Source organism: Salmonirosea aquatica, from assembly GCF_009296315.1.
GTDB classification, from domain to species: Bacteria; Bacteroidota; Bacteroidia; order Cytophagales; family Spirosomataceae; genus Salmonirosea; species Salmonirosea aquatica.
The window spans coordinates 2772501-2794015 of sequence record NZ_WHLY01000002.1; the positions used below are offsets into that span (position 1 = coordinate 2772501).

17 protein-coding genes, 2 tRNA genes, 2 rRNA genes and 1 pseudogene (1 of these 22 only partly in view) are annotated in these 21515 nt (G+C 50.8%); 14 read left to right on the forward strand and 8 right to left on the reverse strand.

What is annotated here, in order from left to right; genetic code table 11:
* From GBK04_RS12650 to GBK04_RS12660, 3 genes are all read left to right on the forward strand, one after another.
* Nucleotides 1-1091 (forward strand): 23S ribosomal RNA (locus GBK04_RS12650); it begins 1753 nt to the left of the window's first position.
* A gap of 97 nt (nt 1092-1188) precedes the next feature.
* Nucleotides 1189-1300, forward strand: a 5S ribosomal RNA gene (gene rrf, locus GBK04_RS12655).
* Nucleotides 1301-1493: 193 nt separating this feature from the next.
* Nucleotides 1494-1567 (forward strand) — tRNA-Pro (locus tag GBK04_RS12660).
* A gap of 106 nt (nt 1568-1673) precedes the next feature.
* On the opposite strand, the gene GBK04_RS12665 is transcribed toward GBK04_RS12660, so the two are convergent.
* On the reverse strand, nt 1674-3173 hold the full coding sequence (locus GBK04_RS12665) for an NADH-quinone oxidoreductase subunit N (protein WP_373330933.1): 1500 nt from the start codon (nt 3171-3173) through the stop codon (nt 1674-1676).
* A 109-nt stretch (nt 3174-3282) separates the two neighbouring features.
* On the opposite strand from GBK04_RS12665, the gene GBK04_RS12670 reads away from it, so the two are divergent.
* The gene (locus GBK04_RS12670) at nt 3283-3963 is read left to right on the forward strand and encodes a hypothetical protein (protein WP_152760180.1); all 681 of its coding nucleotides are present in this window, start codon (nt 3283-3285) and stop codon (nt 3961-3963) included.
* Nucleotides 3964-4041: 78 nt separating this feature from the next.
* On the opposite strand, the gene GBK04_RS12675 is transcribed toward GBK04_RS12670, so the two are convergent.
* Nucleotides 4042-4749, reverse strand: a complete 708-nt coding sequence (locus GBK04_RS12675; protein ID WP_152760182.1) for a response regulator transcription factor — start codon at nt 4747-4749, stop codon at nt 4042-4044.
* A gap of 92 nt (nt 4750-4841) precedes the next feature.
* Nucleotides 4842-5684 carry a hypothetical protein gene (locus GBK04_RS12680; RefSeq protein WP_152760184.1) on the reverse strand — a complete coding sequence of 281 codons (843 nt, stop codon included), beginning with the start codon at nt 5682-5684 and terminating at the stop codon, nt 4842-4844.
* Between GBK04_RS12680 and GBK04_RS12685 the strand changes: the two genes are divergently transcribed.
* Both GBK04_RS12685 and GBK04_RS30610 read left to right on the forward strand, forming a co-directional pair.
* Complete coding sequence (locus GBK04_RS12685; protein WP_373330934.1) at nt 5683-6687, forward strand: AI-2E family transporter; 1005 nt, start codon at nt 5683-5685, stop codon at nt 6685-6687. The two genes, GBK04_RS12680 and GBK04_RS12685, sit on opposite strands and share 2 nt — an antisense overlap.
* A gap of 8 nt (nt 6688-6695) precedes the next feature.
* Nucleotides 6696-7070, forward strand: coding sequence for a hypothetical protein (locus GBK04_RS30610; protein ID WP_373330935.1), 375 nt, complete (start codon nt 6696-6698; stop codon nt 7068-7070).
* On the opposite strand, the gene GBK04_RS12690 is transcribed toward GBK04_RS30610, so the two are convergent.
* From GBK04_RS12690 to GBK04_RS12700, 3 genes are read right to left on the reverse strand one after another with little or no spacing between them, the layout of a single operon-like run.
* The gene (locus GBK04_RS12690; protein WP_152760186.1) at nt 7042-7671 is read right to left on the reverse strand and encodes an LON peptidase substrate-binding domain-containing protein; all 630 of its coding nucleotides are present in this window, start codon (nt 7669-7671) and stop codon (nt 7042-7044) included. The genes GBK04_RS30610 and GBK04_RS12690 overlap by 29 nt on opposite strands.
* Nucleotides 7672-7683: 12 nt before the next feature.
* Nucleotides 7684-8169 (reverse strand): gliding motility lipoprotein GldH, encoded by a 486-nt coding sequence (locus GBK04_RS12695; protein ID WP_152760188.1) that lies wholly within the window; start codon nt 8167-8169, stop codon nt 7684-7686.
* A gap of 52 nt (nt 8170-8221) precedes the next feature.
* The gene (locus GBK04_RS12700; RefSeq protein WP_152760190.1) at nt 8222-8719 is read right to left on the reverse strand and encodes a hypothetical protein; all 498 of its coding nucleotides are present in this window, start codon (nt 8717-8719) and stop codon (nt 8222-8224) included.
* An 80-nt stretch (nt 8720-8799) separates the two neighbouring features.
* On the opposite strand from GBK04_RS12700, the gene GBK04_RS12705 reads away from it, so the two are divergent.
* Nucleotides 8800-9315, forward strand: coding sequence for a GNAT family N-acetyltransferase (locus tag GBK04_RS12705; RefSeq protein WP_152760192.1), 516 nt, complete (start codon nt 8800-8802; stop codon nt 9313-9315).
* 44 nt (nt 9316-9359) lie between these two features.
* Here GBK04_RS12705 and GBK04_RS12710 read toward each other — a convergent pair.
* Nucleotides 9360-10153: pseudogene (locus GBK04_RS12710) on the reverse strand ((Fe-S)-binding protein).
* 57 nt (nt 10154-10210) lie between these two features.
* On the reverse strand, nt 10211-11542 hold the full coding sequence (locus GBK04_RS12715; RefSeq protein WP_152760194.1) for a 4Fe-4S dicluster domain-containing protein: 1332 nt from the start codon (nt 11540-11542) through the stop codon (nt 10211-10213).
* 244 nt (nt 11543-11786) lie between these two features.
* On the opposite strand from GBK04_RS12715, the gene GBK04_RS12720 reads away from it, so the two are divergent.
* From GBK04_RS12720 to GBK04_RS12750, 7 genes are all read left to right on the forward strand, one after another.
* Nucleotides 11787-11859, forward strand: a tRNA-Phe gene (locus tag GBK04_RS12720).
* Between the two features lie 289 nt (nt 11860-12148).
* Complete coding sequence (locus GBK04_RS12725) at nt 12149-12733, forward strand: RNA polymerase sigma-70 factor (RefSeq protein ID WP_152760196.1); 585 nt, start codon at nt 12149-12151, stop codon at nt 12731-12733.
* Between the two features lie 71 nt (nt 12734-12804).
* On the forward strand, nt 12805-13827 hold the full coding sequence (locus tag GBK04_RS12730; RefSeq protein WP_152760197.1) for a FecR family protein: 1023 nt from the start codon (nt 12805-12807) through the stop codon (nt 13825-13827).
* Nucleotides 13828-13998: 171 nt separating this feature from the next.
* Nucleotides 13999-17598 carry a TonB-dependent receptor gene (locus GBK04_RS12735; protein WP_152760199.1) on the forward strand — a complete coding sequence of 1200 codons (3600 nt, stop codon included), beginning with the start codon at nt 13999-14001 and terminating at the stop codon, nt 17596-17598.
* A gap of 94 nt (nt 17599-17692) precedes the next feature.
* Nucleotides 17693-19417 (forward strand): RagB/SusD family nutrient uptake outer membrane protein, encoded by a 1725-nt coding sequence (locus GBK04_RS12740; protein WP_152760201.1) that lies wholly within the window; start codon nt 17693-17695, stop codon nt 19415-19417.
* 10 nt (nt 19418-19427) lie between these two features.
* Complete coding sequence (locus GBK04_RS12745; protein WP_152760203.1) at nt 19428-20645, forward strand: purple acid phosphatase family protein; 1218 nt, start codon at nt 19428-19430, stop codon at nt 20643-20645.
* Nucleotides 20645-21469: an endonuclease/exonuclease/phosphatase family protein gene (locus GBK04_RS12750; RefSeq protein WP_373330936.1), complete on the forward strand. Its 825-nt coding sequence runs from the start codon at nt 20645-20647 to the stop codon at nt 21467-21469. The genes GBK04_RS12745 and GBK04_RS12750 overlap by 1 nt, the downstream gene beginning before the upstream one ends.
* Nucleotides 21470-21515 lie beyond the last annotated feature (46 nt).

Genomic DNA, 21515 nt, shown 5'->3' on the forward strand with positions numbered 1-21515 from the left:
GGGCTCTGCCAAGGCGAGAGCCGACGTATAGGGCCTGACACCTGCCCGGTGCCGGAAGGTTAAGAGGGGATGTCAGCCGCGAGGCGAAGCATTGAATCGAAGCCCCGGTAAACGGCGGCCGTAACTATAACGGTCCTAAGGTAGCGAAATTCCTTGTCGGGTAAGTTCCGACCTGCACGAATGGTGTAACGATCTGGGCACTGTCTCAGCCGTGAGCTCGGTGAAATTGTAGTGGCGGTGAAGATGCCGCCTACCCGCCACGGGACGGAAAGACCCCGTGCACCTTTACTGCAGCTTTGCGTTGGTCTTGGGTCAGCGGTGTGTAGGATAGGCGGGAGGCAGCGAAGCGGCGTCGCCAGGCGCCGTGGAGCCAACCTTGAAATACCGCCCTCCGCTGTCCCGGGTCCTAACCCGGTTCAACCGGGGACCGCGCATGGCGGGCAGTTTGACTGGGGTGGTCGCCTCCGAAAGGGTAACGGAGGCTTCCAAAGGTCGGCTCAGCACGCTTGGTAACCGTGCGGGGAGTGCAATGGCACAAGCCGGCTTGACTGCCAGGCCGACGGGCCGCGCAGGTGGGAAACCAGGGCATAGTGATCCGGTGGTCCCGCATGGAAGGGCCATCGCTCAAAGGATAAAAGGTACGCCGGGGATAACAGGCTGATCTCCCCCAAGAGCTCACATCGACGGGGAGGTTTGGCACCTCGATGTCGGCTCGTCACATCCTGGGGCTGGAGAAGGTCCCAAGGGTTCGGCTGTTCGCCGATTAAAGTGGCACGCGAGCTGGGTTCAGAACGTCGTGAGACAGTTCGGTCCCTATCTGTGGTGGGCGCAGGAGGACTGAGGGGGGCTGCCCTTAGTACGAGAGGACCGGGGTGGACCCACCGCTGGTGAGCCGGCTGTCCCGCCAGGGGCACGGCCGGGTAGCCACGTGGGGAGCGGATAAGCGCTGAAGGCATCTAAGTGCGAAACCGGCCCCGAGATGAGTCCTCCCGATAGCAGGGCCGTCGTAGACGACGACGTCGATAGGCCGCAGGTGCACGCGCCGAGAAGCGCTCAGCCGAGCGGTACTAATCGCCCGAGGGCTTGCGGCACACTCCCGCACACAGCCGATTTTCTTCTCTCGTTTCCACATGCTCATTGACCGCAAGTACATAAGTACATACAAGCATTACCTCCCATAAAAGCCTTGCTGGCGGCTATGGGGCGGGTGGTCACCTCTTCCCATCCCGAACAGAGAAGTTAAGCCCCGCACCGCCGATGATACTGGCCTCGAAACCGGTAAAGTAGGTAGCCGCCACAATACCACCAACGACAGCCCCCCCTGCCACAGGCAGGCGGGGCTGTTGCGTTATAGCGCGTTGGATCGGCACGCCAACACCACCCCGGGAAAAGGGTTGCTAGACGATGGGAATTGGTTCAAATAAATGAAATAATGAAATAAGAATGGCAAATTACCTTCCAAAGGAGTTTCATTATATATTTGAAAAAAATTACGGGATGTAGCGCAGCCCGGTAGCGCACCACGTTCGGGACGTGGGGGTCGCAGGTTCAAATCCTGTCATCCCGACATTTACAACAGGAAGCCTGGTTAATAACCAGGCTTCCTGTTGTTGTGCTTGACGTATTAGGAAGTAGGAGGGATTCTGCCCTGAGAGTTTAGGATTGGGATTTGCCTAAAGGGACATCGTCCGAATCCATACCATCAGAAATTCAGGCTTGAAAAACAATAGCAGTATAGCCGCCAATAATGTACCAACTATTATATTGACGGTAACAGGAAATCTAGGCTTTATGGGCTGGGAAAGAGCAGGTTTAAAAAACAGCAAATAGGGAAGTCGTAAGTAATAAGCGAGCGAAATGGCAGCATTAATGATTCCGACAATCAGCAGCCACATTAACCAAGGCTGTCCCTGTGCTTGATAACTATCCCACAGGGCTGAAAAAACTAACCACTTTGCAGTAAATCCTACTGTGGGGGGTAACCCCGCTAACGCTACCATAATGAGTGTGAGAGTACTGGCTATCCAAATATGCTTCTTACCTAATCCGGCATATTCCGAAAGAATTGTTTGAGAACGGGGCCGCAACAGATCAATTAACAAGAAGGCGCCCATGTTAAGCAATAGATAAGCCGCCATGTAAAAAGTAGCGCTTTCGAATCCTAATGCAGTAAAAGCCACAATACCAATAATGAGGTACCCGGCTTGCGCAATGGATGAATAGGCAAGTAAGCGGCGGGCATTCTGCTGCCAGAGGGCGGCAACATTTCCAATTATAATGCTGATTAGCGCTATGCCACCCAGTAGAGGAAGGAGTTCAGTGGGTAAGGCGCTTACTGCTCGCATCAACACCAAAAGAACAGCGGCTTTGGGAGCTACCGATAAGAATGAAACCAAGGGTGTAGGGGTAGCTTCGTATACATCCGGTGCCCAGACATGAAAGGGAACGAGTGATAGTTTGAAAAGAATTCCCCCAAACGTCATGAATATAGCAGTATACATGACAAAAGGTACCTTTCTGGCCAGCTCAAATCGCATAGCTGGGTCAGTAAAATCAAGAGTTCCGGTCAATCCGTAGATCAAGGATATTCCGTAGAGCATGATTGCTGAGCTAATGGCTCCGAAGAGCAGGTATTTCAAACTACCTTCAGCCGCTTTTTTGGAGGGCGACAGGGCTACTAGCAAATATGAGCTCACCGAGACAAGTTCAAGGGCTATGTAGACTGAGAGCCAATGCGTAGCCATACACAGGAGACACAGGCCCAGAGTAGCAGCTATGAGCAGGGCATTCAGTTCAGTAGGAAAATCATAATCCACTATTCGTATATGGAGGAGCGTAAAAATCCACGCGCCTATTACAAGAAGCTTGAAAAAGACGGCTATATTGTCTAGAAACAACATTGAATGAAACCGGAATCCGGGTGTTTCACCCCATTGCCCCAGCACAAATCCCAGTGCAAGCACAGCTCCAGCTAAGGTAGTGATGAAGAGGATTCTGCCCATAATGTCCTTATTGACATAGCGATGCAGAAGTAATTCGGCTATCAGATAAATCAAAAGAAACAGAGCCAGGAACAGTTCAGGGACGATTCCAGCTAAACTCTGACCAATATGGATAAGTTGCTCGTTCAGGTACAAAACAGGTGGAACAATTTTTTTGACAAAAGTACGCAAAGATGGCAGGTTCACGAACAAACCTATAGAATTGGTTCATGACGGGCGTTAATGCTGACATCGATTTTCTTAGATTTTCTTTTCATCATACTCATTGTAATCTGTAATCATGGGAAAATTCATAAGTAGTTTACTTGGGGTTGTGTGTCTGATAGCCTCGGCGCAGGCGCAGTTTATGCAGGACATCAACGGGCGGGTGGTCAGTGAAGTAACTTATACCAACGTTGAGGGGTCACCCTACCTGATGGAGGAAGCCAATACGGGTATTGTACGAATGGCCAAAGACGATAAGGTATATGACGGCCTGAAATTACGCTACGATGCCTATAAAGACGAGGTAGAATATGAAAAAGATGGAAAGCTTTATCGCCTGGGACCAGAAATTTCATCGTTTAGTCTTGCTACAGGTGATGCGCTCTACGAATTTCGACGGGGTTTTCCGGCCGTTGGCGACCAGACTGAAAACAGCTTTTACCGGGTATTGACAGACGGAAACACGAAATTGTTGAAACGCTATGAAATGAAAATGCGGGAAGAAAAACCGTATAACTCCGCTACCGTTACGAAGCGTTTTGATTTAGATGAACAACTGTATGTTCTTAAGAAAGGTACCCTATATCCGGTGAAAACGGGAGATAGGAAAGGTATTATGAAGCTGGTAAGCGATGAGAAAAACCTAATGAACTATGTCATCAAGGAGGAGCAATTGAACTTTAAAACGGAAGATGATATTGCCAAGCTGCTGGAGGAATATGACGCCTACAAAGCGGGACGTAAAGGGGATAATTAAGAAAATTAAAGCCCAGAGTACCAAAAATATCCTGATACAGGTAGTAAAGTATTATTACTTTAAAGTCAGAAAAGTATTCTACTCGGGTTGATCAGTGAACATATATCCCACCCCTTTCAAGGTTTTGATAAATTTATCTCCCAGTTTTTCACGGAGTTTCCGAACGTGTACGTCTACCGTGCGTTCAAGCACATAAATATCGGCTCCCCATATTTTATGTAGAAGTTCTTCCCGACTGAACACTTTATTAGGACTTTGGGCTAGAAAGAACAACAGTTCAAATTCCTTCTTGGGAAGAATGATTGATTTGCCTTCCTGGGTGACTGAGTAATTTTTACGATCAATAGATAAACCGGCGATTTCTACCTCATCCCCACTATCTGATTTCTGAGCCTCGCGGCGAAAAAGCGCATTGATACGGCTCATCAAAGCCCGGGGTTTGATGGGCTTGGTAATATAATCGTCGGCCCCGATCTCAAAAGCGGCTATTTCGGAATACTCTTCCGAGCGTGCCGTTAGAAACATGATGTAAGTATCACGCAGGTCGTTATCCCCCCGAATCATACGAGCGGTTTCGATACCATCCTGTTGGGGCATCATGATATCGAGCAGAATCAGGTCAGGACGAAAATCTTTAGCTAATTGCAGGCCCTGACGCCCGTCAGATGCCGTTGCTACCTCATAGCCTTCCTTCTGAAGGTTGTATTCTAGTAGTTCTACGATATCCGGATCATCATCAACCACGAGTATCTTCTGAAACACCTGGGTTGCTTTTGCGGCACTCATGCAGAGGAATTTTGCGGTTTATTCAATGTCGAAATTAGCGGATGTGTGGTTGTGATTATTAACCAAAAGGCAATCATAACACAAATTTAATATCAGCGCCGCCTGATCGAGTACAGGGTACCCTGCTCGTTGGTCATCACCAAATCGGTATCATTGACGAATACCAAAGCTTCTTCCTGCTTTTTTCCAATCTTAATGCACTCTTGCGGATGGGCAAAATCGATCTGCCCATTTTCAATACCGAAGAGCAGGATCTTGCCATAGGTAAGCAAGGCAAAGGAGGTACCCGAAGGATTCACATCGGCAGCCGTCACCTGGCTGTTGATAAAAATACTATCCTGAACCGAAGCAAGGTAGTCCCCGGGTTGAGCAGGTAGTTCGTACAACTTTACAAATTGATCGGTCTTACTACGGTTCTTGGAAAAAAGATACAGCTTATTATTATAGAAAAAAAACGCCTCACAGTCGAAACTGAGTGAGTCAGCAGAGGGTGGGAAGCTATGCTGATCAGCATACCGAAAGGTAATTGATGCGGTGGTGTTCGTGGCAGGCGAAAAACTATAGATCCTCAAATCCCGCCGTTTATTGGCATTATTGCCAATATCGCCGACAAAAAGGGTGCCGTCGGGACTTTGGGCCAGGTCTTCCCAATCTACGTTTATAGCATCGGGTACCTGGCGTGTAGAAAGCAATTTTCCGGAATAATCCATTTCGTAGAGTTCCGGTTTGCCACCACTATCATTATGGACCCATAGCGAATGATGATGCTCGTCACGCGCGAGCCCTGAACTTTCATTTGCGATGGATGGAAGCCTGCCTATTTTGCTAACTTTGTACGCAGACCGGGCTTTATCGAAGCCGTTTTGCCGCTTGTCGGACTGACAACTGCACAAGGCGACTTTCAAGGCAAACCACAAATAAATTAATTTCCCCATGCATTCATTTTCGGGTTCTATACAGGAAGGCAAAGATAAAAAGAAATTGCCGAGCTATGTGAAATCGGCGGCCGTGTTGGTTACACTGATTGCGGGGGTTTATATTCTGCATGCCCTGCACGAAACGTTAATCCCCTTACTCTTTTCGGTATTAGTTTCCATTTTGCTTTTTCCGGTATGCTCGCGCCTTGAACGGTGGAAATTCCCAAGGGTGCTGGCTATCACACTGAGTATTCTGCTATTCATCGTGGTTATCGCTGCGCTCATCTACCTGGTGACCATTCAGGTAGCGGGCTTTGCTGACGAACTTCCCCGCATCACCCAAAAAGCAGAAGCCTTACTTGAGCAACTCACTTCAATGGGCGAGCGCTATTTTGATGTCAGCCGCTCCGAACAGGTCAGCCGGGCCAAAGGTTATCTTATCAACCTCCTCAGCGACAGCCGGGCTCTGTTGCTGGGTACTTTGGTGGCTACCACAGGTACCCTCACAACTGCCGCCCTGGTACCCTTGTACGTATTTTTCTTCCTGTTGTACCGCGATTTTTTTCGCCGGTTTGTGCACAAGGCTTTTTATAAAGTACCCAAGCACAAGCTCAATACCATTCTGAACAAAATCTATGAGGTGATCCAGAGCTACCTGGTGGGCCTGGTACTTGTAATTGCCATTGTCGGAGTGCTCAATACCATCGGGCTGCTTATTCTGGGCATTGATTACGCTATTTTCTTCGGATTTCTGGCTGCTTTCCTGATCCTTATTCCTTACATCGGAATTTTGATTGGGTCGCTTTTCCCGGCCTTGATGAGTATCATTACCGAAGACTCGGCCTGGTATGCCGTTGGCGTCATCGGGGTCATGAGTTTTGTGCAGTTTCTGGAAGGTAATTTCATCACGCCCAATATTGTCGGCTCCAAAGTAAGCATCAATCCCTTTGCAGCCGTCGTGATGCTATTGCTGGGGGACAATTGTGGGGACTGCCGGGATTGGTATTGGCTTTGCCGCTGACGGCAATTTTGAAAGTGATTCTGGATGCTAACCGGAGCACCGAGCCCTACGGCTTTCTGCTGGGCGAACCCGGAAGGGAGGTTGCGGAGGAAAAGGAAATAGAAAGGGAGCAAGTACAGGAAATACGCAAAAGGCGCCGCCCCAACAGCTCGCAGAACACGCGAAAAAAGTCTCGTCCCCGCAACCCGCAGGAGGCATCTGAACCTAATGCCGTCAGTGACCGCCCTGCTCCCAACGTTCTGGCGACCCTTGAAGAGGGTACCCTGAAGAACGAGGACGGCTCCGAAGCCCGCAAACGCCGCCGTCCGTCCCGCCGCCGCAAAAAGCCTAATGCCCCTAACGAAACGGAAGCACCTAAAAATTCAGCGGATCAAGATTCTTGAAATGCCCGTTCATTCGAATGCGGCTTTTGGTTTGCTCCATTTCGGATACTACCGGGATTACCTTCTGCAGATGTTGAATCAAAAACTGCTGGCGCGCACTCTCATGGCTTAGGGTGAGCAATTCGTACTCATCCTGCAACGATAACCCTACCTTATGGGCTACCTGAAAGGAGAACGGCTTTTTCTCCCGGTCATAGGCGACCGGGGTCGCCAGCAGGCCGTAGAGTTTGTCCAGTAATTCAGTGAGTTGAGGCAAGGGACGGATCAGATCCGTTTCTTCGGGCAGGTAGGTGATCTCTCCCCCGGCATATAATTTATCGGCCACCGGGTTGTCAAAGCTATCGATTCTGAAAACCCGCAGGCCTTCGGTGGAAATGTCCATACTGCCGTCGGGATGGCGCTCGTGCAGGGTACGTACCCTCATTTCGGTGCCGCAGCCGGGCAATCGGTTGTCCAGGTAGGTCGGAATTCCAAAGGTACCCCCGCTTTCCAGACACTCGTTGATCAACTGCCGGTATCGCTCTTCAAAAATATGCAGGTTGAGTTTTTCGCCGGGATAGGCGACCAGGTTTAAGGGAAAAAAAGGCAAAAACACGGACATGAACAGAATTGATTATGGAACGGCAACAGGCGTTCTTTCGACGCTCAGACCCACGCCCATGATATAGGGAAGTGGGTTTTGTCGCATGGATTGGGTCAAGGTAATGGTATACTTGCCCGGACCGGGAAAAAGGAAGTTGCGCTGAAAAACAAATTTGTGATCGAACAAATCGCCCAGGCCACTACCCCGGGGCTTGCCAGTGGTCTGGTCAGAGAGGTACATTTCGTCCAGTCGGGAGAAAACGGTCTTGCCATCCGGTCCTTTCATTTCGCGGGTCAGGTACAGGTTGTAATAAGGGTACTGCTGGGCGTTCCGAACCAAATAGTACAAGTTGTAAGGTTGCGATGCATCGGTCACCTCGAACTGAAACGTATATTTTTTATTCACATACCACAGCCCGTCCTCAATATCCTCGTAAGCTTTATACAGCGTGTTTTCGTCGCAACCAGCGCTGATTACCAACAGGAATAAAAGGACGGCTGATTTTATGACTTTCATTAACGGAAATGTACAGAATGCAAGCGACAGGGTTTTATTTCGAAGAGGTAGGTCAAACATTTGTTTCTTTAAAAAAACGCTTCATCCAGGTTTGGTCGGCAGGCACTTTCCATCGTTTCATCCACTGGGCCTTCGTAGCTACCAGATTATCAAACACCGAGGTACCCGAAAGAATCACTTCTTTGGCAATAGCTTGCTTCACCTCCGCTACAGGAAGGGTGCTTACCTGCCCCGCCTCGTCCAGGTAAGCTACCGAGCGGTCAAAGAAATCCACGGACAAGCGCTGACCCAGTTCCTGAAGCCAATGTACCGATTTATCGATAGAACAGCCGCTAGGCATTTCGTGTGCTTCGTCCACGGCAATCACTACAAAACGATTGTAGAATACTTTCCCCGATGCCAGCAGAGAGTGGTTATGAGCTTCCCATCCGTCCAGGGCGGCTTCAAGGGTCTGGGTGACCAGACTCACTTCCTGGTCCGTCAGCATGCGGTTGGCTTGATAAATCCACAACCGGGCGTCAAAGTCTATTTCATCAAAACGTATATACATGGTACCTGAAGGTTAAGTTGAAGGGAATGTTTTCAGATCTTCCCCGGTTGTGCGTAATTTTACAAAACTAACGATTCAAAATGGCTTTTTCTTTCCGACTGGCCGGAGAAATGGATGTGGATTCCTTACGGGAATTCAGTGAACGGCTTTTCAGAACAACTTACGGGGCACAGAATACGCCCGAAAACATGGCGATGTATTGCCAGGAAGCTTTCTCCGTAAAAAACTTTGCCGAAGATTTCAATCGGGACGATGTACGGTACCTGCTGGCTACTGAGCAAGGGCAGATTGCGGCTTACGCCAAGCTAGTACTTGGCAAAGGATGGGGTACCCTGGTACCCCAGATCGGCGTGGAGCTAGCCCGATTTTACCTTGATGTTCCCTTTCAGGGCCGCGGGCTAGCCACAACTTTCATGGCTTACTGTCAGCAGTGGTTACGTCAGCAGGGATTTTCGATGCTATGGTTGGGCGTTTGGCCGCAAAATGTACGCGCTCTGCGCTTTTACCAAAAGGAAGGCTTTGAAAAAGTGAGCACTGGCAGATTCCTGCTTGGTACCGACCCTCAGGTCGATGACATTATGCAAAAAGTTTCATAGAAATGTATGGGAGCAGGTACCTGCCACTACCTCTCATAACGCCCTTATAAATTTTCGGCCTGAGCAATCAGTTCGGCCAAATCCAACACCCGCACCGATGCTTCTTTTTCCTTGTTTTTAATCCCGTCTGTCATCATCACCATGCAGAAAGGGCAGGAAACAGCAATGGTGTCGGCACCTGTGCCTAGGGCTTCTTCAATTCGCTCGATGTTCACTTCCTTACGACCCGGCTCGGCATCTTTGAACATCTGCGCGCCCCCGGCACCACAGCATAACCCTTTGGCACGGCTTCGCTTCATTTCCACAAGATCGGCATCCAGAGTTTCAATAACGCTGCGGGGGCTTCGTATATTCCATTGGCCCGACCAAGGTAGCATGAATCGTGGAAAGTGATTTTGCGCCCCTTAAACGCTCCTCCCTCTACCTTTAGGCGACCTTCGTCGATGAGCTGCTGCAGGAACGATGAGTGGTGAATAACTTCATAGTTTCCGCCCAGTTCGGGATATTCATTTTTGAGGGTGTTGAAACAGTGCGGGCAAGCAGTTACGATTTTTTTTACGGCATACAAGTCCAGCACCTGGATATTGGCCATTGCCTGCATTTGGAACAGAAACTCATTGCCCGCCCGCCGGGCAGGATCGCCCGTACAGCCCTCCTCCGTACCCAGCACCGCAAATCGGATACCTACCTTGTTTAGAATTTTTGCAAAGGCAATGGTAATTTTCTTGCTACGGTCATCGAACGATCCCGCACAACCTACCCAAAAAAGGATTTCGGGGGTTTCGCCGCGAGCGGCCATCTCGGCCATAGTAGGTACCTTGTAGGATATTTCGGTCATTAGCAATCTACTTTTGAACGGTCGGCAATGCGTTTGCTGCCGCGAATTTCTCTTGGTTCACTTCAATCCCTCAGCCCAATTGAACCGATCGGCGGGTGAAAATTTCCATGGAGCCTGACTGGTTTCCAGATTGCCAAACATAGCGTTCCAAGAACCCGGTGCCTTGGCTTCATCCATAATCTGGTAGCGGCGCAGCTGCAGAATAATGTCGAGCGGATTGATCAGAATCGGGCATTCCTGCACGCACGCATTGCAGGTGGTGCAGGCCAGGATTTCCTCTTCCACAATATAGTCGCCCAACAGGCTCTTGCCATCATCCACGAACGTACCACCGTTGGCCTGCATATTACGTCCCACGTCTTCGAGCCGGTCGCGGGTATCCATCATAATCTTACGGGGCGAAAGAAGCTTACCCGTGATATTAGCCGGGCAGGCAGTCGTACAGCGGCCGCACTCGGTGCAGGAATAAGCGTCCATGAGGTTTTTCCAGCTCAAATCCATTACATCCTTAGCCCCGAAGCGGCCGATTTCGGCGGGTACTTCGTTCGGGTCGGGCTGCTCCACGCCCAGCATAATCTTGACCTCCTTCGTGATCTCGGGCATATTGTGCATTTTGCCCTTTGGTATCAGGCGGGCAAAGTAGGTATTGGGAAAAGCTAAGGCAATGTGCAGGTGCTTGGAATAGGTAATGTAGACAGCGAAGCCCAGAATACCTATGATATGAAACCACCAGGCCCCGCGTTCCAGCACGATCAGCGACGGTTCACTCCAGCCGGCAAACAGAGGTTTCAGGAATTGGCTGAAAAGGAAGCTACCTGTCTGGGTATAATGCTCGCTGTGCATATCCTGTAACACTGAATCTGCGGCGTTCATTGTCAGGATAGCGATCATCAGGACAATCTCAAAAATCAAGATCAGATTACCATCCAGTTTGGGCCAGCCTTTCATTTCGCGGTGGCGGGAAGCCTGCAGACGATCCACCTTCACAACATCGCGCCGTAAAAGAAAAAAAACGCAGACCACGAGCACACCCACTGCCAGAAACTCAAAAAAACCAAGCAGGTATAGGTAGGCTGAACCAAAGAACGGAGCAAACATCCGATGCTGCCCGGACAGTCCGTCGAGGATTATCTCCAATACCTCAATATTGATAAGAAGAAAACCCGCATAGAGAATGAAATGCATGATTCCCACCAGCGGTCGATCGAACATTTTCTTTTGTCCGAATGCCACACGTAGCATGGTACCGAAGCGCTCCGCGGGCTGATCGGTACGATCTTCGGGACGACCCAACCGGATGGTCTTTCTAAGAATACCGATGCGACGGGCCATCAGCCATGCGGCAAGGCCCAGCACAATAGCAAACAGAATCTGTTGAGCGATTTCCATTCGGGAGCAGGTAGAGGTTTAACCACAATCAAATTAGTATGCTTGCATACTAAGACAAATATCGAAAAAAAAGCCAGTCAGCCAAGAAAGTCCGCCGGAATATTTCAAATACTAGCCTTGAAAAAAATAGTCTCTGATACCGGAATGGCGATATTGGGGAAGAATTTAAAAGAATTCGGCTAAATATTTTGCAAACCCCAAACAGCCTTCTATTTTTGCAGTCCCAAACGGGACCAATGAGCCTGGTGATGTAGCTCAGTTGGTAGAGCAAAGGACTGAAAATCCTTGTGTCGGCGGTTCGATTCCGTCCATCACCACAGAAAGCCCATTGAACGTACGTTCAATGGGCTTTTTATTTGGAGGTACCTTCCGATTGAACACTTTATATACCTATAGCCCACATACCCGGACCACCCGGGAAAGGTAAGTTCCAGAGTTTGTGTCCTTTTACTAATCATGAGGCTTCTATAAAGTTTTTATTAAAAACAGGAGCGATTTGAACACCATTTCTTAACTTTCAAAGCGTACTCTAACCGGTATTTTTGAGTGAATTTTGCAACGCTTTCATAGGATCAGTCATGAGACTCGTGGAAATAATGTGGGATTATGGAAACAAAGTATACCAACTCAACCGACGAAGAACTACTCGACGGATTACGGGATAACGATGACCGAAAAGCTTTCGAGACATTATACGGGCGCTATTCCATCCGAATTTTCGATTACATTCATGCCCGTGTAAACGATCGCTATACGGCTCAGGAAATTGTACAGGAGCTATTCTTGGGCCTTTGGCAGAAACGAGCTACCCTCTCGGTACAGGCCTTCCGACCTTACCTGTTCTCAGCTGCCAAAAATCTCATTGTCAGCCATTACCGCAAGGAAATGGCCCGCGAGATTCGGCAAAAAAACTGGGACGCAGCACGCTCCCACCAGGAAGAACATACCTATCAGGAAACCCTCGTTCAGGATTTGCGCGCCCGATATGGAGAGGGGTTGAGGCTGCTTCCCGAAAAGTGCCAACGGGTGTTCATGCTTAGCCGCGATGGCCTTTCCAATCGCGAGGTAGCCGACCGGCTGGATATCTCCGAAAAAACGGTCGAGCAGCATATTACCAAAGCGATCCGCTTTTTAAAGGTATATCTGAAAGAACACCTGGCCTACCTGTTGGCATTCACAACTTTTTTCTAAATTTTTTTGGTCTGTACTAAGGGTCATGTTTTGTCGGCTACGACTTAGGGAGTAGAAGCCATTCCCAATGCATGAAGCCAGACCCAATTGACCCAAACTTACTGGAAAAGTACCTTCAGGGTACCTGTACCGAATCCGAAAAGGCATTGGTCGAGACGTGGTACGCCGGATTGGAGAAAAAGCAGAACCGTCCGGAGTTTGTATCAGACCGCGAGAAAGAGAACCTGCTCCGGGAAACTTTCCAGCACATCTCCGATCAGCTGGACCGGGAAGAGGAATTCTTGCCTGCGCGGCGTTTTCCGTGGCGATGGGTTTCGGGTATCGCTGCCTCGCTGCTCCTGCTTTGTGGGTTCCTTTACCTACAAATCGACCTGGAAATCCGATCAGAAAAATCAGTTGGAGTAGCTATTTCGGCCGCTGAGATTGTGTCCCCGATTGAGTTTATCAACCAGGAGCCGCGTATTGTGCAGCACATCCTGCCCGATGGCAGCACCGTATGGTTGCGTCCGCATGCCCGCATCACCTACCCCCAAGCATTCGAAGAAAAGAACCGGACGGTTCTGTTTACGGGAGAAGGGTTTTTTGATATTCAGAAGGACCGTAACCGCCCGTTTTTCATTCATAGCGGCGAAATGACCGTGCGGGTACTGGGTACCAGCTTCAATGTAAAAGCGACCGCTGACCAGAAATTATTTGAGATAGCCGTCGTCACAGGTCGCGTGGAAGTCACAGCCCCGGATCGCGAAGCCAAGACCCAGCAGTTGATTCTCACCCCCAACCAACAGGCGCTTTTTGAAACCGAAACCAAACGGTTGTTTGCGAAGGCGCGTCAGGAAGTACTCAAAAATGAGATCTACCAATCCTCGACTTTCCATTTTCAGGAAACGCCGGTCAGCGAGGTTATCCGACAGTTGGAAAGTCGGTTTTCGGTTCAGATAAATCTCTCAGATCCCGCCATCGCCCGGTGTCGGCTCAATGCGGATTTTGAAAACCAGCCGTTTCCGGCCATTGTCGAAATGCTGTGCCGCTCACTGGAATCAACCTATACCATTCAGAATAACACGATCACCATAGCAGGCGAGCCCTGCAACTAAACCATTTTAAAAATTTTAACCTACCCCTGCGTATGAAGTAAAAATCTTTTATCAAAAAAAGCCGGAAGTGTTCCACCACTCCCGGCTTTCAAAAACACCCTGCGACGCCGTTCCACCGGCTTCGTTGGGAAACAAAATCTAACAGCGCTTAACTATCAGACAATCAAAATTATGCAAAAATCTGTATCAAACAAGCCGCGCCGTTGGCGCCTGTACATGCGAGTAGGTGTGTTGCAATGGATTATTTCGGCCCTCATGGCTACGGTGAGCTACGCTACGGACGGCTCGGCGCAGTCGATCCTGAACCGGGAAGTTTCGGTGCATTTGAATAACGTGACGATCAAAAGTGCGCTGGGGCAAATTCAGAAAGAAACGCAGATCAAATTTGTGTATAGCAGCAAAGTATCGCTACAGGACCGGGTGAATCTGAATGCCGAGGATGCCAAATTGTCCAAAGTACTCGACGATTTGTTAAGCCCGCACGGAATCGATTATTCGGTAGTCAATCAACAGATTATCCTGACCAATGCTAAATCAGTTAGGCAGGAAACCGAAACACCTGCCTCAGAAAAAGATCCCCAGGCCTTGGCAGCACCGGAGGATATTCTGATCAAAGGTACCGTCCTGGCGCAGGAAGATCAGAGCGCCCTGCCGGGCGTGAGTGTGGTGTTGCGGGGTACCTCCAGCGGCACGACCACCGATCAGAATGGAGCCTACGAAATCAGGGTACCTAATGCTGAGGCCGTATTGGTATTCAGTTTTGTGGGCTACACCTCGCAGGAAGTGACTGTGGGCAACCGCACGCGGATCGACCTGTCGCTTCAGGTGGACAATAAGACCTTCGAGGAGGTCGTCGTAGTGGGCTATGGTACCCAGAAACGGGTGAACCTGACCGGAGCGGTGAGCCAGGTACAGGCGCGTGACCTGGAGAACCGACCCCTCAACAACATGACCCAGATTCTGCAGGGTATGGTACCCAACCTGAACATTACCTTCGGTACCGGGCAGCCGGGCGCGGGCGGTAGCCTGAACGTCCGGGGCGAAACCTCCATCAATGGCGGTAGCCCCCTCGTACTCATCGACGGCGTACCGGGCGACATCAACCGCATTAACCCCAACGACGTAGAGTCGGTTTCTGTTTTGAAAGACGCTGCCGCTTCGGCTATTTATGGCGCACGCGGTGCCTTTGGGGTAATTCTGGTTACGACCAAAACCGCCAAGAGTGGCAAGACTTCGATCAATTACAGCAACAACTTCGGCTGGGGTACCCCTACCGTGAGTACCGACTTTCTGACTACCGGCTACGATCACGTGATGCTGAACGACGAGGCCTTCAAACGCGCAACGGGCAACACCTATACGCGCTACTCGGAGGAAGATTACCAGGAACTGGAAGCCCGGCGCTACGATAAAACCGAAAACCCCGACCGCCCCTGGGTAGTGGTCAAGAATGTAAACGGGAAGGATATCTACAATTACTACGGCAACTACGATTGGTGGAATACGTTGTTTTATGATACCCAGCCTTCGCGCCAGCATAACCTGAACCTGTCCGGCGGTACCGATAAGGTCAATTACTTTCTGTCCGGCTCAGTCTTTGAGAAAGACGGGATCATGAAAATCAACCGCGACAAATTTACCTCTTATACCCTGCGTACTAAGGTGAACGCGCAGCTGTTGCCCTGGCTGAAAGTGAGTAACAACACCCAGTACTTCGATTCACAGTACGCCTACCAGGGTCGGGAAGGCGGCGCTAACGCCAACTTCGTGGCGATTACGGTACATGCACTACCCGCCTACGCGCCGCGTAACCCCGACGGCACGGCCACCTATAACACCCTGAAAAACAATTACTCTATTGGTGACGGCCTTTTTGCCAACCTGCTCGACGGAACCGCCGGAGGCTACAAAAAAGTACATGAGCTTACAACCATCAACTCGGTAACGATCGATTTTACCAAAAACTGGAATCTGGTGGCCAACCACTCGTTCTCGTTCTACATCGCCGACGACCAGTACCGTTCGGCCGTGGCACAATATTCCATTCAGCCCGGTATCCTGACTCAGGTACCCAATTACAACGTGGACCAGCTGAGAAAGACCTTCTGGTTCGACCCCATGCACGTGACCAACGTGTTCACGTCGTTCAACGAAACTTTCGGCAAGCACTACCTGGGTCTGACCGCTGGCATCAACTCCGAAACCAAACGGCATCAACGGCTTTTTGGCGCCCGCAAGAACCTGTTGTCCACCAGTCTGAACGACCTGAACCTGGGTACGGGTGAGCAACTAACCGACGGCGATTCTTACGAGTACGCCTTGTTCGGGGCCTTTTTCCGGGTAAATTACGATTACGAAGGCAAGTACCTGTTCGAAGTTAACGGCCGCTACGATGGTACCTCGCGTTTCGGAGCGGGTCGGCGTTTTGGCTTTTTCCCTTCGGTATCTGCCGGTTGGCGCATCAGCGAAGAGAATTTCTTCGAACCCATCAAGAATGTGGTGGATAACTTGAAAATCAGGGCGTCGTACGGTACCCTGGGCAATCAGCTTCCGCCTAATACCAGTTCGGCGAGCTTTTATCCCTACATTTCCACCATGCCCACCAGCCAATCTAGCTGGATCGACGGCGGCCAGAAACTGCAATACGTGGGAAGTCCCCAGCCAATTACGCCCAGCCTGACCTGGGAAAAAGCCACGACTTCCAATATTGGTGTGGACGCGGGCTTCTTCAAAAATCGCCTGAATCTTTCCTTTGATGCCTATATTCGGAAAACTACTGACATGCTTATTCCGGGTAAGGTACTGCCGGGCGTGTATGGCGCTTCCGTACCTACCGAAAACGCCGGGGATCTACAGACCAACGGCTTTGAGCTTTCCCTTTCCTGGAAAAACCAGCATACCTTGGCGGGCAAGCCTTTCTCCTACAATGCCGCATTCATTCTGTCGGATTATACCTCCAAGATTACCAAATACGACAATCCCAATAAAATCCTGTCGAACCGTTACGAAGGGCAGCGCATCGGCGAAATCTGGGGATACAGCGTAGCGGGCCTGTTCCAGTCCGACGAAGAGGCCAAAGCCTACACCGTGGACCAAAGTCTGGTAGACAAAGGCCGACTGAGCGCTCCCGGTGACTGGAGTCGCCTGCAGGCGGGTGATATGAAATTCATCGACCTGAACGGTGACGGTAAGATCTCGGAAGGAGCCAATACCCTGGCCGACCACGGCGATCTACGCATCATCGGCAACACGACGCCCCGCTTCCGGTACGGCGTCAACCTGGGAGCCAACTGGAACGGCTTCGACTTTTCGGCGCTGGTACAGGGAATTTTGCGCCGCAACTGGTACCCGGGTAATAATGCCGACAAGTTCTGGGGGCCTTACTCCCGCCCTTATTACTCGTTCATCCCCCGGGATTTTGAAGAGGATGTCTGGACACCGGAAAATCCGGACGCTTACTTTCCGCTGCTGCGGGGGTACATTGCGCTCAATGGGGGTAATAGTCTGAACGTCAAGAACGACCGCTACCTACAGAACGTGGGGTATCTGCGCCTGAAGAACGTGGTGCTGGGTTATACTCTCCCGGAAGCGGTCACCAAAAAAGTACGGATTCCTCGGGCCCGGATTTATGTAAGCGGTGAAAATATGCTGACTTTCACCCCCTTCCGCACCAAGTACATCGATCCCGAACAGCTCGATGGTGATTTTACCAACGGACGTACCTATCCTCTGTCGAAGACCTATTCAGCGGGACTTAGCATCAATTTCTGATTTTCGTAAAGCGCTAATGGCTATCAGCTAATAGCCGTTAGCTTTTTATACTCCCTAGAATCCAAAATCTAGTTTCTACTTTCAAGAAAAAGACATGAAAAAGATATTCATCATTATTTTAGCCATCGGCCTGGTATCCTGCGATCTGGACCGCTATCCGCTGGATGCTATTTCGCCCGAAACGTTTTTCAAGACGGAGAATGACCTACTGCTGTATACCAACTCATTCTATAATATGTTGCCGTCGGCCGAAGATGTCTACAACGAAGACGCCGACAATGTGGTGAAAAACAGCCTGCGGGAGGAAATTCAGGGTACGCGTGTGGTACCTACCTCGGGCGGCGGCTGGAGCTGGTCCGAACTCCGCAACATCAACTACTTCCTGGCCAATTCGGGAAAGTGTCCTGATAAAAATGCCGTAAAAAGGTACAATGGCCTCGCCCGCTTTTTCCGCGCCTATTTCTATTTTGAAAAAGTAAGGCGTTTCGGCGATGTACCCTGGTACTCTCAGCCGCTCGAATCCACGGATCAGGAATTGCTCACGGCTCCGCGTGACCCCCGCACGATGATCATGGATTCGGTGATGGCCGACATCGACAATGCCATTGCGAGCTTACCCGCTACCCGGCAGGTCAATACCGTCACTAAATGGACCGCCCTAGCGTTGAAGTCGCGGCTGGCGCTCTACGAAGGTACCTTCCGTAAGTACCATACCGAATTCAACCTACCCAATGCCGACAAATTTCTGGACGCCGCCATCGCCGCTTCCGACGAGTTGATGAAAAACAGCGGCTACCGGATTTATACGGCTACGCCCGCCACGGCTTACCAGAAACTCTTTTCCTCGGACAATGCCATACCCGATGAGGTGATCCTGGCGCGCGATTTCAGTGACGAGCTGCAGGTGTACCACAACCTTAACTACTACACCATGACGGCTTCGTACGGCAAACCGGGCCTGAACAAATCATTGGTGAACAGCTACCTGATGGCCGATGGTACCCGCTTTACCGACCGGCCGGGCTACGACACGCTGCAATTCTACTCGGAAGTCCAGAACCGTGATCCGCGCCTGAAGCAGACCATCCGCACGCCCGGCTACACCCGAATTGGCGACACGAATACACTGGTTCCTGAATTCGGCGCTACGGTCACGGGCTACCAGCTGATCAAGTTCGTGTCGGAGCCCAAGTGGGATACTTATAACAAGGACATTACGGATATGCCCATTTTCCGCTACGCCGAAGTACTGCTCAATTACGCCGAGGCTAAGGCCGAGCGGGGTACCCTCACGCAAGCCGATCTGGATCGGTCGATTACGCCCATCCGCGCGCGGGTAGGTATGCCGCCCCTGGACATGGACAAGGCCAACGCCAATCCCGATCCGTACCTGGCTAATCAGTACACGCACATTTCGGGCAGTAATACTGGAGTGATTCTGGAGATTCGCCGGGAGCGGAGGATCGAGCTGGTGATGGAAAACTTCCTCCGCTGGGATGACATTATCCGCTGGAAGGAAGGGCAGTTGCTAACCCGTCAGTTCAAGGGAATGTACTTTCCCGGCACGGGCAGCTACGATCTGGACCGCAACGGTACGGTGGATCTGGTGATTTATGAAGGTACCAAGCCGAATATCAAGGGCGCCCAACTTTTGAAACTCGGTAGCGAGATTATCCTGGAAAATGGCGCGCAAGGCGGCAATATCGTAGTCAACGGCCATATCAACAAGAAGTTCAACGAAGCCCGCGACTACCTGTACCCCATTCCAAAGCAGGAAATGCTACTAAATCCTAACCTTACCCAGAATCCGAATTGGTAAACCCATTCCTATGAATACAGACAGACGATCTTTTCTTGAAAAAATGTCGGCGCTGGGAGCCCTGAGCCTGCTCCCGGCCACGGTGATGGCCGGGGTACCTGCCGCCGAAAACCACGAATTCGTGGTGCAGCCCTATTTGCAGAATTTGAGCAGCCGCGAGGTGACCATCATGTGGATCACCAGCCGCAACTGTTTCAGCTGGGTGGAGTACGGCGACGGAAATTACACCAGCAAGCGCGCTTTTGCCTACAACAACGGACTGATCGAGGCCAACAACCGCGTCAACAAGATCACGCTGGAAAATCTCAAGCCCGGTACTACCCACAAGTATAAGATCGTTTCGACCGAAATCACAGGATTCAAGAATTCTACGGTACAGTTTGGCGAAACCATCTCGGGCCCGCTGCTGACATTCACAACGCCGGCCGAAAACGAAGAAGAAATCAAAGTGGTTATTTTCAACGATATCCACGATCGCCCCCAGATCATCCCACAGTTGCTGTATCGCCACGGCTACACCGGCAATGAGAAGGACTACGATTTTGTCGTGTTCAACGGTGACTGCTTCGACTGGGTGAGCAGCGAGCAGCAGATGGTCGATCACCTGCTCAAACCCTGCGTGGATATTTTTGGCAGCGAGATACCCTTCCTGCTTACCCAGGGTAATCACGAGTGCCGGGGGGGCTTTTCGCGGCACATTCCGGCCTACTACGCTTATCCTGACGATAAATTCTATTTTTCCTTCGTTCGGGGCCCGATTCACTTCCTCGTGCTGGACTCGGGCGAGGACAAAACCGACGACAGCGTAGAATACGGCGGACTGGCGGCCTTCGATCGCTACCGTGAGAAACAGGCTAAGTGGCTGGCGAAAGAAATTGAAAGTGAGGCATTCAAAAAGGCACCTTTCAGGGTGCTTTTAATTCATATTTCGCCCTACCACTCCGGCGATTGGCATGGTACCCTGCACTGTCGCGAGGTTTTCGGGCCTATCCTGAATAAGGCGGGTATCGACCTGCAACTCTCGGGCCACACTCACCGCTACATGACCCACGAAGCCGATAAGGATCATAACTACCCGATCGTGATCGGCGGTGGCCCGCTCGAGGGCAAGCGTACCCTGATGAAGCTGCACGCCAACCAGAAGGAACTGAACCTGAAAATGATCCGCGACGACGGCGAACTGGTCGGTAAATTCACTATCCCCCGCAAAAACCGCTCGAAGGCCTGATGAAAATGATTCTAGTTAAAAGGTACCTGTGGCAGCTAACCTACGGACTGAGCCTGATTGCCTTATTGGGAAGCTGCGCCAGGAGCGTCAATCCGTCCGGAAAGGGTACCCTGCGGGTCATGACCTACAACATTCATCATGCGAATCCACCTTCCGAGACGGTAAAAATCGACGTAGAAGCGATTGCGCGGGTCATCAATCAGCAAAAACCGGATCTGGTGGCGTTACAGGAAGTCGATGTCCATACCGAACGCTCCGGAAAAGGACTGGATCAGGCCCGCGAGTTGGCCCGGCTCACCGGTATGAAATCCTTTTTCATGAAAGCGCTCGACTACCAGGGCGGTGCGTACGGTATTGCGGTACTTTCCAAGTACCCCATTGTGGATTCGGCGGGGTACCTGCTCCCACGCAACCCCACGCTGGGTGGGGAAGATCGGGCCGTGGCCGCGATTACCGTCCAGTTACCAGGTAAAAAGCAAGTTATTTTTGCTAGCACGCATCTGGATTTGAAAGAAGAAAACCGTCTGTCGCAGGCGCAGGCACTAATCGGTCATTTTCAGGATTCCGACCTACCCATGATTCTGGGTGGCGATTTCAACGCCCTGGCTAGTAGCCCGGTCATCGATTTGTTCGACCAGCACTTCACCAGAACCTGCCGCGACGACTGCGCCCCCACGATTCCAGTCAAGAATCCTAACCGGACGATCGACTTTATCATGTTCAAGCCTCAGGCGAGTGTCAAGGTACTTTCGATGCGGGTTATTGATGAGCAATACGCCTCGGACCACCTGCCCGTGGTGGCGGAGTTGGAAATTGTGAAGTAAGGGTACCTTGGAATTTGAAGACTGAGCCTAAAAAATCAAAAATAAC